The organism is Novosphingobium aerophilum, from assembly GCF_014230305.1.
GTDB classification, from domain to species: Bacteria; Pseudomonadota; Alphaproteobacteria; order Sphingomonadales; family Sphingomonadaceae; genus Novosphingobium; species Novosphingobium aerophilum.
On sequence record NZ_JACLAU010000021.1, the window covers coordinates 43368 to 58691 of the forward strand.

General features: G+C 67.4%; 11 protein-coding genes. 8 read left to right on the forward strand and 3 right to left on the reverse strand.

The features are described from left to right. Positions 1–291 precede the first annotated feature (291 nt). Both H7F49_RS12645 and H7F49_RS12650 read right to left on the reverse strand, forming a co-directional pair. Positions 292–666: a hypothetical protein gene (locus H7F49_RS12645; RefSeq protein WP_185683962.1), complete on the reverse strand. Its 375-nt coding sequence runs from the start codon at positions 664–666 to the stop codon at positions 292–294. 58 nt (positions 667–724) lie between these two features. Then, positions 725–2134 carry a glutamate ligase domain-containing protein gene (locus H7F49_RS12650; protein ID WP_185683963.1) on the reverse strand — a complete coding sequence of 470 codons (1410 nt, stop codon included), beginning with the start codon at positions 2132–2134 and terminating at the stop codon, positions 725–727. A gap of 122 nt (positions 2135–2256) precedes the next feature. Here H7F49_RS12650 and H7F49_RS12655 point away from each other — a divergent pair, with 122 nt between their 5' ends. The 5 genes from H7F49_RS12655 to dnaN all read left to right on the forward strand — a co-directional run bounded on the left by H7F49_RS12655 (position 2257) and on the right by dnaN (position 6706). After that, on the forward strand, positions 2257–3072 hold the full coding sequence (locus H7F49_RS12655; protein WP_185683964.1) for an LD-carboxypeptidase: 816 nt from the start codon (positions 2257–2259) through the stop codon (positions 3070–3072). A 75-nt stretch (positions 3073–3147) separates the two neighbouring features. Next, positions 3148–4086, forward strand: a complete 939-nt coding sequence (gene fabD / locus H7F49_RS12660; protein WP_185683965.1) for an ACP S-malonyltransferase — start codon at positions 3148–3150, stop codon at positions 4084–4086. 75 nt (positions 4087–4161) lie between these two features. Beyond that, positions 4162–4554, forward strand: coding sequence for a GxxExxY protein (locus H7F49_RS12665; protein WP_185683966.1), 393 nt, complete (start codon positions 4162–4164; stop codon positions 4552–4554). Between the two features lie 55 nt (positions 4555–4609). Next, the gene (fabG, locus tag H7F49_RS12670) at positions 4610–5374 is read left to right on the forward strand and encodes a 3-oxoacyl-[acyl-carrier-protein] reductase (RefSeq protein ID WP_185683967.1); all 765 of its coding nucleotides are present in this window, start codon (positions 4610–4612) and stop codon (positions 5372–5374) included. A 213-nt stretch (positions 5375–5587) separates the two neighbouring features. Further along, the gene (gene dnaN, locus H7F49_RS12675; protein WP_185683968.1) at positions 5588–6706 is read left to right on the forward strand and encodes a DNA polymerase III subunit beta; all 1119 of its coding nucleotides are present in this window, start codon (positions 5588–5590) and stop codon (positions 6704–6706) included. Between the two features lie 83 nt (positions 6707–6789). Here the strand turns inward: dnaN and H7F49_RS12680 are convergent, their stop codons facing one another. Next, positions 6790–8103 (reverse strand): FAD-dependent oxidoreductase, encoded by a 1314-nt coding sequence (locus H7F49_RS12680; protein ID WP_185683969.1) that lies wholly within the window; start codon positions 8101–8103, stop codon positions 6790–6792. A gap of 127 nt (positions 8104–8230) precedes the next feature. On the opposite strand from H7F49_RS12680, the gene H7F49_RS12685 reads away from it, so the two are divergent. The 3 genes from H7F49_RS12685 (at position 8231) to lepA (ending at position 15056) form a co-directional block, all read left to right on the forward strand. After that, positions 8231–10894, forward strand: a complete 2664-nt coding sequence (locus tag H7F49_RS12685; RefSeq protein WP_235982132.1) for an EAL domain-containing protein — start codon at positions 8231–8233, stop codon at positions 10892–10894. Positions 10895–10998: 104 nt separating this feature from the next. After that, on the forward strand, positions 10999–13185 hold the full coding sequence (locus H7F49_RS12690) for an EAL domain-containing protein (protein ID WP_328806726.1): 2187 nt from the start codon (positions 10999–11001) through the stop codon (positions 13183–13185). 53 nt (positions 13186–13238) lie between these two features. Further along, positions 13239–15056: a translation elongation factor 4 gene (gene lepA, locus H7F49_RS12695; protein WP_185683971.1), complete on the forward strand. Its 1818-nt coding sequence runs from the start codon at positions 13239–13241 to the stop codon at positions 15054–15056. The last annotated feature ends 268 nt before the right edge of the window (positions 15057–15324 follow it).

Consider the following 15324-nt stretch of genomic DNA (forward strand, 5'->3'; position numbering starts at 1 on the left):
GGTTGGCGCAGCGGCCGGGTTGGGTGGGGAGCGGACGTTTTCAGATCCTCCCCCACCGGGGGAGGGGGACCATCCGCAGGATGGTGGAGGGGCACCCCGCCTTGGCCAGCTGCCGTGCCCCAATGAGAGTGCCCCTCCACCACCTTCGGTGGTCCCCCTCCCCGTACCGGGGAGGAAACAAAGGTCCGACTTCGGGCGGAACCAGCCATTGAAATGTGTTCAGGCCGCCCAGGGCCGGTCACCGGCGATATTGGCTTGGCCGTGGCGCAACAGCGCCCGCGGGCGTGCCGATCAGGCTGCGGCGGAAAAGCCGCCCGGCGGCGGATAGCCACCCGTGGCGAAGTTGCGGACCAGGCTGTCGAAGGCCTCCAGCGGCACGGCGCTGTCGAAGGCGAGGCCGGCGCTCGTCCCGGCAACCCAGGCGATCTCGGCATCGATCGGCTGCACGTCCGGCAGCAGCAGGGTGAGCCAGTCTTCCTTGCGCAGGCCGGAAATGCCTTCGATCCGGGCGCCGAACCGGGTCAGGTCCTTGACCAGCGTGGTGCCACGCTGCCCGCGCCACGAATAGCGCACGAGCATGTCGAAGGCGATGCGCTCGGCACGACGCGGCATGTAGGCGACCGGAGTCACCGGAGGAACCGCATCGGGGGCGTGATCGAGATACATGGTCTTGTCTCCCGTGGCCCATTAACCACCCACGGTAAGACGGCAGGGGCGCGGGAATTTAAAGGCGGGCGAGCAGGTCCCGCGCGAAAAGACTCAGCGTATCGTCGCGTGCCCCCATGATGACCACGCGATCGCCGGGCTGGGCAAGGGCGCGGATGTGCTCTCCGCATGCCTCGCGTGCAGGCCAATACGCGGCCTGTCCGCCCGCCGCATTAACCAGCTCCGCCAAGACTTCGCTACCCATCGAACGGTCCACGGTGCCGCCGAAGTAGACCGGATCGCAGATCACCACGCGGTCCTCGGGGCCAAGCCGGGTCGCCAGAACCTGCGCGAGTTCGTGCCCCATCTGCCGCAGCGGACCGTAGCCATGGGGCTGGAAGAAGGCGATCACCCGGCCGGGGTGGGCCTTCAGCGTGGCCAGGGTCGCGGCGACCTTGTCCGGGTTGTGGCCGAAATCGTCGATCACGGTCACCCCCGAGGCGCTGGTCCCGACCACGTCGAAGCGGCGGGCGAGACCGGCGAACGACCCGAGCGCCTCCACCGCCGCCGCCACGGGCACGCCCGCGGCGCTGGTGGCGGCGATCGCGGCCAGGGCATTGGCCAGATTGTGGCGGCCGGGCACGCGCAGCGCCAGGGCGTGGCGCGTGCCGTCGCGCCGGTCGATCAGTTCGGCCGCCAGCGCTGTCGGCGCCTCGGTCAGCGACAGCACGCCCAGATCGGCGTCCGGGCTGGTGATGCCGAACGTCACGCAGGTCTGCGCCCGGCTGGCGAGAGCTGCCGTCTCCGGATCGTCCAGGTTCACCACGGCCACTCCGGCCCGGGCCCGGAAATCCCCGAAGAGCGCGCGCAGTTCGTCCAGGCTCTTGTGGTCCAGGCTGACATTGCCGAGCACGGCCACGCTCGGCCGGTAGAGCGCGATCGAGCCATCGCTCTCGTCGACCTCCGACACGAACAGCCCGCCGCTGCCGACCCGGGCCGAGGCGAACGGCGCATCGGGCGCGACGAAGTTCTTCATCACCGCCCCGTTCATGATCGTCGGGTCGCGCCCGGTCTGGGTCATGATCCAGCCGATCATTCCGGTGACAGTCGACTTGCCGCTGGTGCCGCCCACCGCGATCGAGGCCGGGGCGGCGTTGAACAGGCGGGCGAGCAGTTCCGCGCGTGACATCCGTGCGCAACCCAGGGCGCGGGCGCGCACCACTTCGGGCACGCTGTCCTCCACCGCGGCCGAGGCGACGAGGGTCTGGGCGGCCGAGACGATCCCGCTGCCGTCCTGCGGAAACAGGGTGAAGCCCAGGCGTTCCAGCCAGGTGAACTTTTCGGGCGTGCGGCCCTGGTCGCGGCTGCGGTCCGATCCGGCCACTTCGGCGCCCAGCCCGCGCAGGATCAGCGCCAGCGGCAGCATCCCCGATCCACCGATGCCGCAGAAGAACCAGGGGTGGGCGGTCAGATCGTCGGCCGTGCTCATGGTGCTGCGGTATGCGCGCAGGCCGGGCGAGGCAACCGGGTTCGCGCGGGCGCGTGACAGCGGTCCACAGGATCGCGCGGGCCAGGGTAGGAACCGGACCGGCGAGGTGATAGGCCGCAGCCATGCCGGTCCGCGTCGCCATCTGCGCTCCCGCCACACCCTTTACCCGCGAGGATGCCGCGCGGGTCCAGGCCCTGGCCGCCGACTATCCCGGGGTGGAGCTGGAGTTTCATGAGCAATGCCATGCCGTGGCCGGGCACTTCGCTGGGCCGGATGATCAGCGGCTGGCGGCCTTTGTCGAATGCGCCAATGATCCTGGCTTCGACGCGGTGTGGTTCGCGCGCGGCGGCTATGGTTCGAACCGGATCGCCCAGGCGGCGATCGCGCGGCTCGGGCCAGCGGCCCGGCGCAAGGCCTATCTCGGCTATTCCGACGGCGGCTACCTGTTGGGCGGGCTTTACCGCGCCGGGATCGGCCGCCCGGTCCACGCCCCGATGCCGATCGACCTGCGCCGCGAGGGTGGAGAGGATGCGGTGCGCCGGGTGCTCGCCTGGTTCGGTGGCGACCGCTCGGGCGAGGAACCCGCGCGCGACGGGCGCCATCCGCGGGTCGCGTTCAATCTCACCACGCTGGCCATGCTCTGCGGCACGCCGCTGATGCCGGGGCTGGCCGGGCATGTGGTGATGGTGGAGGAGGTGTCCGAGCATCTCTATGCGATCGACCGCCTGTTCTTTCACGCCACGGCCCACCTTGGCGGGATCGCCGGGCTGCGGCTAGGGCGGGTCTCGGACGTGCCCGAGAACGACCGGCCCTTTGGCGCCGAACCCGAGGAGATCGCCCGGTTCTGGTGCGAACGGCACGGCCTGCCCTATCTGGGGCGGGCCGATATCGGGCACGACGCGGCCAACCGGATCGTGCCGTTCGGGCTTGCGGAATAAGGCAGACCACCCCTAAGGGGCGGCCCACTTGACCCCCTCCCGCCGGCGGGAGGGGCTGCGGATGAGGAGTTTTCGATGCGCGCGTTCGTGTTCCCGGGGCAGGGCAGCCAGAAGGTCGGCATGGGTGTGGAGCTCGCCGCAGCCAGCGCCGCCGCGCGTGAGGTGTTCGAGGAGGTGGACGACGCGCTGGGCCAGAAGCTGTTCCGGATCATGGCCGAAGGGCCGGAGGACCAGCTCACCCTGACCGAGAACGCCCAGCCCGCGATCATGGCCCACGCCATCGCCGTGCTGCGGGTGCTGGAGAAGGAAGGCGGGATCGCCCTGGCCGACAAGGCCGACTACGTCGCCGGTCACTCGCTGGGCGAATACACCGCGCTGTGTGCCGCCGGGGCCTTCAGCCTGGCCGACACCGCGCGGCTGCTCAAGCTGCGGGGCCAGGCGATGCAGGCGGCGGTGCCGGTGGGCGTCGGCGCGATGGCCGCGCTGCTCGGCGCGGATATCGACAAGGCCACCGCGCTGGCCGAAGCCGCGGCCGAGGGGCAGGTCTGCACCGTCGCCAATGACAACGACCCGACCCAGGTGGTGATCTCGGGCCACCGCGAGGCGATCGAGCGGGCGATCGCGCTGGTCAAGGACCACGGGATCAAGCGCGGTGTGCTGCTGCCGGTCTCGGCCCCGTTCCACTGCCCGCTGATGCAACCCGCCGCCGACGCCATGGCCGAGGCGCTCGACCGCACCCGTCCGGGCGCGCTGCGCATTCCGGTGTTCGCCAACGTGACCGCCGCCGTGGCGAGCGATCCCGCCGAGGTGCAGCAGCTGCTGGTCGATCAGGTGACCGGCCGCGTCCGCTGGCGCGAAAGCGCGATCGCGCTGCGCGATGCCGGAGTGGCGCAGTTCGTCGAACTGGGCGGCAAGGTGCTGGGCCCGATGATCACCCGCAGCGCCGGCCCTGAGGTGGCCGTGACCAGCGTGGTGACCATGGCCGATATCGAGGAGCTGGCTAAGGGGCTTTAACAAGGGAGGGGGCGGTTCACCTCCCGGTTCCACTCAGGGTTCGCGCAAAGGCGCAAAGGCGCCAAGGAGTTGTGCGTGCCGGACAGGGAAGCAATCGCTCGCGCTGCTGTAGACTGTGCGATCCACATTCATCGCGAACTCGGCCCCGGGTTGCTTGAATCGGTTTACGAGATGGTACTTGCGGCCGCCCTGGCTCGGCGCGGATTCCATGTTGTCCGGCAAGTCGCGGTTGATGTGCACTTCGATGGGTTGCACTTTCCCGGGGCGTTTCGAGTCGACCTTCTGGTGGAGGACTGTTTTCCGATCGAGATCAAGGCGGTGGAAAAGCTTCTGCCAGTGCATGCCAAGCAACTGTTGACCTACTTGCCACTGCTGAAGCAGCCCTTAGGGCTGCTTCTGAATTTTTCCGGTGAAACGATGCGCGAAGCGATCAGGCGCCTGGTCAATGATCATCGCGCAGCCTCTTGATGCCTTTGCGCCTTTGTGCCTTTGCGCGAACCCAAAAAAACGGAGCCCATACGACATGTTCGACCTTCACGGCATGACCGCCCTCGTCACCGGCGCCTCGGGCGGGATCGGTTCGTCCATTGCGCGGGCGCTGGCCGCCCAGGGGGCGCGGTTGGCGATTTCCGGGTCCAATCAGGCCAAGCTGCGCGCTTTCCGCGACGAGTTGGACGAACACACCCCGCAGCACCTGCAAGAGGTGGATCACGTGGCGATCGCTTGCGACCTGTCCGATGCCGAGCAGGTCGAGAAGCTGGTTCCGGCGGCGCTGGAATCGCTCGGCAAGATCGACATCCTGGTCAACAACGCCGGGATCACCCGCGACAACCTCGCCATGCGGATGAAGGACGAGGAATGGGATGCGGTGATCCGCGTGAACCTGGAAGCGGCCTTCCGCCTGATGCGCGCCGCGACCAAGCCGATGATGAAGGCCCGCTTCGGCCGGATCATCACCATCACCTCGGTGGTCGGCACGACCGGCAATCCCGGGCAGGTCAATTATGCCGCGGCCAAGGGCGGGCTGGTCGCCATGTCGAAAAGCCTCGCGCAAGAGCTGGCGACCCGCAACATCACCGTCAACTGCGTGGCACCGGGCTTCATCCGCACCGCGATGACCGATGTCCTGCCCGATGCCCAGAAGGAAGCGCTCAACGGGCGCATCCCGATGGGACGGATGGGCGAGGGCGAGGACATTGCCGCAGCAGTCGCCTTCCTCGCCTCCAAGGAGGCCGGGTACATCACCGGACAGACGCTGCACGTCAATGGCGGCATGGCCATGCTCTGAGCTCCGCCGGCCAGAGGAAGGGCCGCGGACAAGGCCTTTGGGTCAGGCCGGGGGCGAAAGCCCCGCCAACCGGCCATTTATCCCCAGTTCCCGCGCGGCGGACCGGCTTGGCGCTTGCCGCGCGGGGCCGCCGCGTTAAGACAGGTGGTCCGAAATCTTGATGGAAATGGCCGATTCCGCATCCGGCCTGCCCAAGGGGGACACGAGAGCGACATGAAGGCTACCATCGAACGCGCGACGCTGCTCAAGTGCCTGTCGCACGTCCAATCCGTCGTCGAACGCCGCAACACCATCCCGATCCTGTCGAATGTCCTGATCGAGGCATCGGGCGCAGGGGCGGTCAAGGTCATGGCGACCGACCTTGACCTTCAGGTGGTCGAGACGATGAGCGCGGTCAATGTCGAGACCGCCGGTGCCATCACCGTATCGGCGCACTTGCTGTTCGACATCGCGCGCAAGCTGCCGGACGGATCGCAGGTCAGCCTGGAAACCGCCGACAACCGCATGGCGGTCAAGGCCGGGCGCAGCCGGTTCTCGTTGCCGACCCTGCCGCGCGACGATTTCCCGGTGATCGTCGAGGGCGATCTGCCGACCAGCTTCGAAATCCCCGCGCGCACCCTGGCCGAACTGATCGACCGCACCCGCTTCGCGATCTCGACCGAGGAAACCCGCTACTACCTGAACGGGATCTTCCTCCACGTGGCCGAGGACGAGCTGAAGGCGGCGGCGACCGACGGCCACAGGCTGGCCCGGTTCACCCTGCCGCGCCCGGATGGGGCCGAAGGCATGCCGGACGTGATTGTCCCGCGCAAATGCGTCGCTGAACTGCGCAAGCTGCTGGAGGAAGCGCTCGACACCAACGTCCTGGTCGATCTGTCGGCCTCGAAGGTGCGCTTCACCCTGGGCGGCGAGAACGGCGTGGTGCTGACCAGCAAGCTGATCGACGGCACCTTCCCCGACTACAACCGCGTGATCCCGACCGGCAACGACAAGCTGCTGAAGCTCGACCCACGCAGCTTCTACGAAGGCGTGGACCGTGTGGCGACCATTGCCACCGAAAAGACCCGCGCCGTGAAGATCGCGCTCGACAACGATCGCGTGACCCTGTCCGTGACCTCGCCCGACAACGGCACGGCGGCCGAGGAGCTGCCCGCCGACTACAAGGCCAGCGGTCTGGAGATCGGCTTTAACGCCAATTACCTGAAGGACATCCTCAGCCAGATCGACGGTGACACGGTGGAGCTGCATCTGGCCGACGCCGGAGCGCCCACCCTGATCCGCCAGACCGAGCGCTCACCGGCGCTTTATGTGCTGATGCCGATGCGCGTGTGATCGGGGGCCGTCGCCCGGCTTGACCGGAACGGCTGTTCTGCTGCGACGCTTCCCGGACGCGCGGGAAGGCTTTCCGGGCGGGCTCAATCCCGCCCGGCCGCCGCAAGCATGGCTTCAAGAGTGACGAATTTCTCGCGCGGGGCGCCGTCCCGGGCCTGGGCAATTTCGGCGGCATCGATCTTCTGCCAGTCCTGGAACCGGACGACGTCCAGACCGCGTGCTGCGGCCAGCCGGTCGAACCCGACGCCACCGGGGCGCGACCCTGCTGACGGTTGGTCCGCGGCCATGGTTTCGACCACCTCGTATCCGTCGGGCCGGTTGGTCCCGATCGTGCCGGATGGGCCGCGCCGGGCCCAGCCGACGCAGTAGAGCCCATCGAGAATGCGCCCGCCATCATTGGCGAACCGTCCGGCGCGCTGGTCGAACGGCACGCCGTCGATCGGCGAGGTCTGGTAGCCGATGCACGAGATGACGAGACCGGCCGGAATGCGATAGGTTTCCCCGGTGCCGATTGCGCGACCCTTGTCGACCCGGGTTCGTTCGACCTCGAGCGCGGACACCCTGCCGTCGGTCCCGACCAGCCGCCGCGGCGCGGCGAAGAAATCGAACTCTATATCGATTGGCCGGTCGGCCCGCTCGCTTTCGGGAATGGCGGCGAAGGCGCGCAGATGCGCCACCGACTTGCGGATCCCGGGTTCGAGCAGGATGTCGTCATCTTCCGGGGGCAGGTCGGCGCGATCGACCCGGGGATAGGCGCGGCTGAGGTGGACCAGTTCGCCCAGTTCCTTCGGGGTCATCGCGATCTGGTGCGGGCCGCGCCGACCCAGCACAACGACCCGGCGAATGCCGGAAAGCTTCAGCGCCTCGAGCGCATGGTCGACAATATCGCTCCCGGCGAACTCGGCCTCGGTCTTGGTCAGGATGCGGGCGACATCGAGCGCGACGTTGCCGTTGCCGATCACCACGGCGGTGGCGCCTGACAGATCGGGGGAAAGATCGGTGAACTGCGGATGGCCATTGTACCAGCCGACAAAGGCGGCGCTGCCGAAGACGTTCGACAGGTCATCCCCGGGCAGGTCGAGCGGCCGGTCATGCGGCGCGCCCGTGGCCAGCACCACGGCGTGGTAAAGATCGCGCAGCTCGGCCACCGAAACGTCCTGGCCGATCGCCACATTGCCAAGGAAACGCACCCGGTCTGTCAGGGCCACGGCCTCGAAGCGCCGTGCGACAGCCTTGATCGACTGGTGATCGGGTGCCACTCCGCTGCGGATCAGTCCGAAGGGAACGGGCAGGCGGTCAAACACGTCGATCTCGACGCTGTCCCCCCACTGGCGGAGCGCCGCCTCGGCGGTGTAGTAGCCGGCCGGGCCGGAACCGATGATCGCGATCTTGCGCATGGGGTTCTCCACCTCTCCTCCCGCCGGTGCAGGCAACCTTCATTCGCGGCCGGGCGCAAGGGAAAAACTGTCTTTCACAGTTGCCGGGTTTAACCCTTTCGCAAGCGCCGCCGACGCAGATGGGCGCATGAGGCGAACGCGGTCCCAGTCCCAGTCGATCCCGCCTGAACCGACCCCTCCCGTCGACGGCTCCGCAGCCGCCGGCGCGCGCAATCGCGCGACCACGGCCCGCGTGCGCACGCACCGCTATCTTCCCCGCTATGCGATCCCCCAGGAATGGTGGGTCATGGCCCCGGCTATGCTGATGGCGGTGCTGGTGAACGGCTCAGCCTCGCGCTCGCTGCCGCCCTTTGTCAGCGGGATCTGCGCGATCGTGGCGGCGGTGCTGGCCATGACCGCGCCACTGCTCGGACGGTTCGAGCGGACGCGCGGGTGGCGGGGGGCGGCTCGCTGGATTCCGGTCGGGATCATCGTTGTCCTGCCGATGTTCCTGTTCGGCCTCGCCATGTCGCTGTGGATCACGCACCAGCCCATTCGCGGCTGGGACACCGCGCCTGCCACCCTGGTGATGATCGGCACGCTCGCCTGCATTCTCTGCTCGGGCCGCCTGCCCACCATGGTGAGCGCCTTGCTGGCGCTGTGGTTTGCCCATGCCGTGGTGACGCTGGAAGAGGCAACCATGCTGGCGCTGGTCATCGGCGCGGGGGTGGGCGTCTACATCTCGATCCGCCAGCTCGAGTTCAGTCGCCAGGCCCAGGCCCAGCTGGAACAGGTCGAGCGGGCGCAACAGCGGGCTGAGCTGATCCTGTCGGACTACGAACTGACCCGTCAGGGCTGGTTCTGGGAAACCGACCGGCGCGGCCTGATCACCTATGTTTCGCCGACGATCGGAGAGATCGTCGGACGCACCGGAGCGGAGCTGCTCGGCCGGCCGTTCACCGAGCTGTTCGTCTACGATGGCCACGATGGCGAGAGCCAGCGGACCCTGCATTTCCATCTCAACGCCCGGTCCTCGTTCCAGGACCTGCGCCTGCGCGCCGCCACCCCGGACCAGGAAGAACGCTGGTGGTCGGTCAATGGCTTGCCGGTCTATGATGATTTCGACAATTTCCAGGGCTTCCGCGGCTCGGGCAGCGACCTGACCGAGCGTAAGCGATCGGAAGAGCAGGCCAGCCGCCTGGCCCATTACGATTCGCTGACCGGTCTCGCCAACCGGCTGCAGATGTCGAAGTCGCTGGAAAAGATCCTCAATGCCCGGGCTGCGGAGCATCGCTCGTGCGCAGTGCTGCTGTTGGACCTCGACCGGTTCAAGCAGGTCAACGATACCCTGGGCCATCCGGCCGGCGATGCGCTGTTGAAGCAGGTCGCGCATCGGCTTGAGCGGGTCGTGGAAGAGCGGGGCCGCGTCGGGCGGCTCGGCGGCGACGAATTCCAGGTGCTGATCCCGGGACATCATGGTCGCGACAAGCTGGCCGGCCTGGCTGAGCGGATCATTCACGCCCTGTCCGAGCCCTACAGCATCGAAGGGCACCGGGTGATGATCGGGGCTTCGGTGGGCATCGCCATGGCCCCCGAGGACGGGGTCACTTCCGAGGCGATCATCCGCAATGCCGACCTGGCGCTCTATGCCGCCAAGGACGGCGGTCGCGGGCGTCACCACTTCTATGCGGCCGATCTCCACTCCGATGCGGAAGAGCGCCGCCAGCTTGAACAGGACCTGCGCGATGCCCTGTCTTCGGGCGGGTTGCAGTTGTTCTACCAGCCGATCGTCCATACCGCGTCCGAGACCGTGTCGGGCTTCGAGGCCCTGCTCCGCTGGAAGCACCCGACCCGCGGCTGGCTCAGCCCGGCCAAGTTCGTGCCGATCGCCGAGGACGCCGGGATCATCGCGCAGATCGGCGAATGGGCCTTGCGTACGGCCTGCCATGATCTTTCCCGGTGGCCGCGCAACGTCCGGGTGGCGGTGAACGTTTCGCCGCTTCAGTTCGCCAATCCCGCCCTGCCGGCGATCGTGACGAGCGCCATCGCTTCGGCCGGGGTCTCGCCCGACCAGCTCGAGCTGGAAATCACCGAAAGCGTGTTCCTCAACGACGACGAGGGCACCGATGCCATGTTCGTGGCGCTGAAGCGGGTCGGCGTGCGGCTGGCGCTGGACGATTTCGGCACCGGCTATTCCTCGCTCGGCTATCTGCAGAAGGCGCCGTTCAACAAGATCAAGATCGACCAGTCGTTCGTCCGCGGCGCCACGGCCAAGGGCAGCGCCAATGCGGCGATCATCGCCTCGATCGTCCGCCTCGCCGAGGCGCTGGGCATGGAGACCACGGCCGAAGGGGTCGAGACGCTCGACGAGCTCGACCTGGTGCGCGGCCTCGGTTGCAGCCACATCCAGGGCTATGTCTACGACCAGCCGCTGACCGCCGCCGAAGCGCGCGAGCGGGTGGCCGACGGGGTCAAGATCACCGCCAGTGGTCCGCGTTCCACCCGTTCCCTCCGCAAGACGGTGCTGCGACGGGTGGTGATGGAGCACGATGGCCACGTCTACGATGCCACGGTGCGCAACATGTCCGAGACCGGGGCCCTGATCGAAGGGCTCTGGAACGTCCCGGAAGGCACGATCTTCACCGTGCGGCTGGGAGAGGGGCAGTCCGTGAAGGCGATTGCCCGGTGGTGCGAGGAGGAACGGGTGGGCATGGAGTTCCTTTCCCCGGTCCGGCTGGAAGAAGCCGCTGCCCGTCCGCTCCCGGCTCCTCCGCCGGGCGTGCCGCGCCAGGCCTCGCACCGCTTCGGTTGAGACCTGTGGGCTCGGCGTATTAGGTTGTTGTTCACCACTTTTCGTTAGACCCCACACACATGATGCAGATGGTTGCGTCTTGCGAATGAGGCTGGGACCCGGTGGTGAAACGGATCGGTGATTTGCTGCGCAGGCAGGCGCCGGCCCCGCTCCCGCCGCCGCGCATCGAAGCGGTCGGCGAAGAACAGCAGGCGCTGCTGTTGCTGCGCGACTACGAGGCGTCGGGGCAGGGCTGGTTCTGGTCGACCGATCCCAGCGGCGGCATCACTTACATCTCGGACAGCGTTGCCGTGGCCCTGGGACGCGAGCGCTCGGAACTGCTGGGCACGCCCTTCCACGCGCTGTTCACGATCGAGCGCGATGAAAGCGATGCACGGGCGCGGACGCTGCCCCTGATCCTGAGCGGCAACAAAAGCTTTTCGGAGCTGCCGGTGCGTCCGGCCCATGGCACGACCGAGCAGTGCTGGACTATCACCGGGCGGCCCCAGTTCGATTCGCAGAACAACTTCCTCGGCTATCGGGGCAGCGGGGTGGACGCGACCGAACGGCTGCGCAGCCAGCGCGATGCCTCGCGGCTGGTGAAGTACGATTCGCTGACCGGGCTCTACAATCGTCACCGCATGGGCCAGCGGCTCGTTGCGATCCTGCAGGCCTATGCCGCGGCCCAGCGCTGCTGCGCAGTGATGATGATCGACCTCGACCGGTTCAAGCAGGTCAACGATACGCTGGGCCACCCGGCCGGCGACGAGCTGCTCAAGCAGGTTGCGCAGCGGCTGCAACGGGTCTGTGACAAGACGGCCGAGATCGGGCGTCTGGGCGGCGACGAGTTCCAGATCATCCTCCCCAACGTTGAGGATCGCGGCAAGCTCGGCGAGATGGCCAAGCGGATCATTTCGATCATCTCGCAACCCTATTCGATCGAAGGCAGCCGGTGCGTCATCGGCACTTCGGTGGGGATTGCCATTTCACCGTTCGACGGCGGCAGCAGCGAGGAGCTGATCCGCAGCGCCGATCTTGCGCTCTATGCGGCCAAGGGCGGTGGGCGCGGGCAGTTCCGGTTCTACTCGAGCGAGCTGCACGAGAGCGCGGAGAAGCGGCGCCGCCTGGAAGAGGACCTTCGGGACGCGCTGATCAATGACCAGATCCGGCTGAACTACCAGCCGATCGTGTCCACCACCACCGACACGGTGATCGGCGTTGAAGCGCTGATGCGCTGGAATCACCCCGAGTTTGGCGACGTTTCTCCGGCGGTGTTCATTCCGATCGCCGAGGAAACCAGCCTGATCATCGCCCTGGGCGAATGGGCGCTGCGTCAGGCCTGCAGCGATGCGATGACCTGGCCCGGTAACATCCGCGTGGCGGTCAACGTCTCGCCGGCCCAGTTCGCCCATGCCAACTTCATCGCCAGTGTCACCCAGGCCCTCGCGCAGTCCGGCATCACACCCGAGCGGCTTGAGATCGAGCTGACCGAATCGATCTTCGTCAACGACGACGAGACCACCGAGCAGAACTTCGCCGCGCTCAAGCGGCTGGGCGTGCGGCTGGCGCTGGATGATTTCGGCACCGGCTACTCGTCGCTCGGCTATCTGAAGAAGGCGCCGTTCGACAAGATCAAGATCGACAAGGGCTTCATCCGCGACGTCACCGTTCCGGGCAGCCGCAATCCGGCGATCATCACCGCGATCGTCAGCCTGGCCAAGGCGCTCGACATGGTCACCACGGCCGAGGGCATCGAGGCGCGCGACGAGCTGGCGCTGATGCGGGAGCTGGGGGTCGACCAGATCCAGGGCTACATCTACTCGCCCGCACGGCCCGTGGCGGAGGTCTCCGAAGCGCTCGCCAGCGGGGCCTGGGTGATCGAGCCGAAAGGCCCCGCCAAGCAACGTGCCGAACGCCGGACCGTGCTGCGCCGGGTGGGGGTGATCCACGACGATCACCGCTACGAGGTGATGATGCGCAACCTGTCGCGCACCGGGGCGGGGATCGAGGGGCTGATCGATGTTCCCGTCGGCACCGAGTTCGTGCTCGATCTGGGCGAGGGGCAATTGGCCGTGGCCAAGGTGCGGCGCTCGGAAGGCGCCACCCAGGGGCTGGAGTTCGAAACGCCGCTGGTCGATGATGGCGCGGGCGGGCTCTGCACCCGGCACCGGGTCGCGCCCTATGTCCTGGCCGCGATGGGCATGCCGAGCGGACAGGCGCAGGGTCCGGTGGTCCAGCTCAACGCCGGAGCCCAGGTCAGCCTGCCCCGCTTCGGCACCGTCGACGCATCGCGCAGCGGCCGCGCCGCCTGAACCCGCCCGAACGCACGGATGACAGCGCCCCCTTGCGCTGCTAACGGGCCGGGATGACCGACCTGGCCAAGATCCGCAACTTCTCCATCATCGCCCATATCGACCATGGCAAGTCGACCCTGGCCGACCGCCTGATCCAGTACACGGGCGGGCTGACCGAGCGCGAGATGAGCGCGCAAGTCCTTGATAACATGGACATTGAGAAAGAGCGCGGGATCACCATCAAGGCCCAGACGGTCCGCCTGAACTACACCGCGAAGGACGGCGAGACCTACGAGCTGAACCTGATGGACACGCCCGGCCACGTCGACTTCGCCTACGAGGTCAGCCGCAGCCTGGCCGCCTGCGAGGGCGCGCTGCTGGTGGTCGACGCGGCGCAGGGGGTCGAGGCGCAGACCCTCGCCAACGTCTACCAGTCGATCGAGCACGATCACGAGATCGTCCCCGTCATCAACAAGATCGACCTCCCCGCCGCCGAACCGGAAAAGGTCCGCCACGAGATCGAGGAGGTCATCGGCCTCGACGCCAGCGAGGCCGTCCTCGCCAGCGCCAAGAGCGGCATCGGCATCGAGGAGGTGCTGGAAGCCGTCGTCACCAAGATCCCCCCGCCCAAGGGCGATGCCGGCGCGCCGCTCAAGGCCATGCTGGTCGATAGCTGGTACGATCCCTACCTGGGCGTGGTCATCCTCGTCCGCGTGATCGACGGCACGATCAAAAAGGGCCTCTCGGTCAAGTTCATGGCCGGCGGCACCGAACACCTGATCGACCGCGTCGGCTGCTTCACCCCCAAGCGGATCGACCTGCCCGAACTGGGCCCGGGCGAGATCGGCTTCATCACCGCGCAGATCAAGGAAGTGGCCCAGGCCCGCGTGGGTGACACCATCACCACGGTCAAGAACGGCGCGCTCGAGCCCTGCCCGGGCTTCAAGGAAGTCCAGCCGGTGGTGTTCTGCGGCCTGTTCCCGGTCGACGCGGCGGACTTCGAGAAGCTGCGCGAATCCATCGCCAAGCTGCGCCTCAACGATGCCAGCTTCAGCTTCGAGATGGAAAGCAGCGCCGCCCTGGGCTTCGGCTTCCGCGCCGGCTTCCTCGGCCTGCTCCACCTGGAAATCATCCAGGAACGCCTCAGCCGCGAATACGACCTGGACCTGATCACCACGGCCCCCAGCGTGGTCTACCGCATCCAGCTCCGCGCCAGCCGCACCGACGACGCGCGCGAGATCTACCTGCACAACCCGGCCGACTATCCCGATCCCAGCCGGATCGAGCAGATCGACGAACCTTGGATCAAGGCGACGATCTACACGCCGGACGAATACCTCGGCTCCATCCTGAAGCTCTGCCAGGACCGCCGCGGCATCCAGACCGGCCTCACCTACGTCGGCGGCCGCGCCCAGGTGCAGTACGAGCTGCCGCTGAACGAGGTGGTGTTCGATTTCTACGACCGCCTGAAGAGCATCAGCCGCGGCTATGCCAGCTTCGACTACGAGCAGATCGGCCTGCGCGAGGGCGACCTCGTCAAGATGAGCATCCTCGTCAACGCCGAGCCGGTCGACGCGCTCTCCATGATCGTCCACCGCTCGGTCGCCGAGGACCGCGGCCGCCACATGTGCGAACGGCTGAAGGACCTGATCCCGCGCCACCTGTTCAAGATCCCGATCCAGGCAGCGATCGGCGGCAAGGTGATCGCCCGCGAAACCATCGCCGCGCTGCGCAAGGACGTGACCGCCAAGTGCTATGGCGGCGACATCACCCGCAAGAAGAAGCTGCTGGAAAAGCAGAAGAAGGGCAAGGCCCGGATGCGCGAGTACGGCTCGGTGCAGATCCCGCAGGAGGCGTTTATCGCGGCGCTGAGGATGGGCGAAGAATAAAGCCAGCCCAGCGCAGCGAGGGCTGCCCACAAACTCCCCTCCCGCTGGCGGGAGGGGCCGGGGGAGGGCCTGTTAGCGCGAAGAGCATGAAGCTGAAAATGCGAGGGCCATCGCCCTCGCGCTCCGGGGTATTGGCTGTTTTCGACCAGAGCACGAACCCGCTGCGCGGGAGGGTCGCTTGGGGTGGCGTAGCGTAGTATTGATCAGGCTTTAGGCAGGGCGGCGTCGCCTGCCGACCGTGGAGTTCCTTCAACGCAAAGGAACTCAC

What these genes read in the sequence shown, in the direction of transcription:
- H7F49_RS12645 (WP_185683962.1), bottom strand. Translation starts at nt 666, where the DNA reads ATGTATCTCGATCACGCCCCCGATGCGGTTCCTCCGGTGACTCCGGTC.
- H7F49_RS12655 (WP_185683964.1), top strand. Translation starts at nt 2,257, where the DNA reads ATGCCGGTCCGCGTCGCCATCTGCGCTCCCGCCACACCCTTTACCCGC.
- lepA (WP_185683971.1), top strand. Translation starts at nt 13,239, where the DNA reads ATGACCGACCTGGCCAAGATCCGCAACTTCTCCATCATCGCCCATATC.
- H7F49_RS12650 (WP_185683963.1), bottom strand. Translation starts at nt 2,134, where the DNA reads ATGAGCACGGCCGACGATCTGACCGCCCACCCCTGGTTCTTCTGCGGC.
- dnaN (WP_185683968.1), top strand. Translation starts at nt 5,588, where the DNA reads ATGAAGGCTACCATCGAACGCGCGACGCTGCTCAAGTGCCTGTCGCAC.
- fabD (WP_185683965.1), top strand. Translation starts at nt 3,148, where the DNA reads ATGCGCGCGTTCGTGTTCCCGGGGCAGGGCAGCCAGAAGGTCGGCATG.
- fabG (WP_185683967.1), top strand. Translation starts at nt 4,610, where the DNA reads ATGTTCGACCTTCACGGCATGACCGCCCTCGTCACCGGCGCCTCGGGC.
- H7F49_RS12680 (WP_185683969.1), bottom strand. Translation starts at nt 8,103, where the DNA reads ATGCGCAAGATCGCGATCATCGGTTCCGGCCCGGCCGGCTACTACACC.
- H7F49_RS12685 (WP_235982132.1), top strand. Translation starts at nt 8,231, where the DNA reads ATGAGGCGAACGCGGTCCCAGTCCCAGTCGATCCCGCCTGAACCGACC.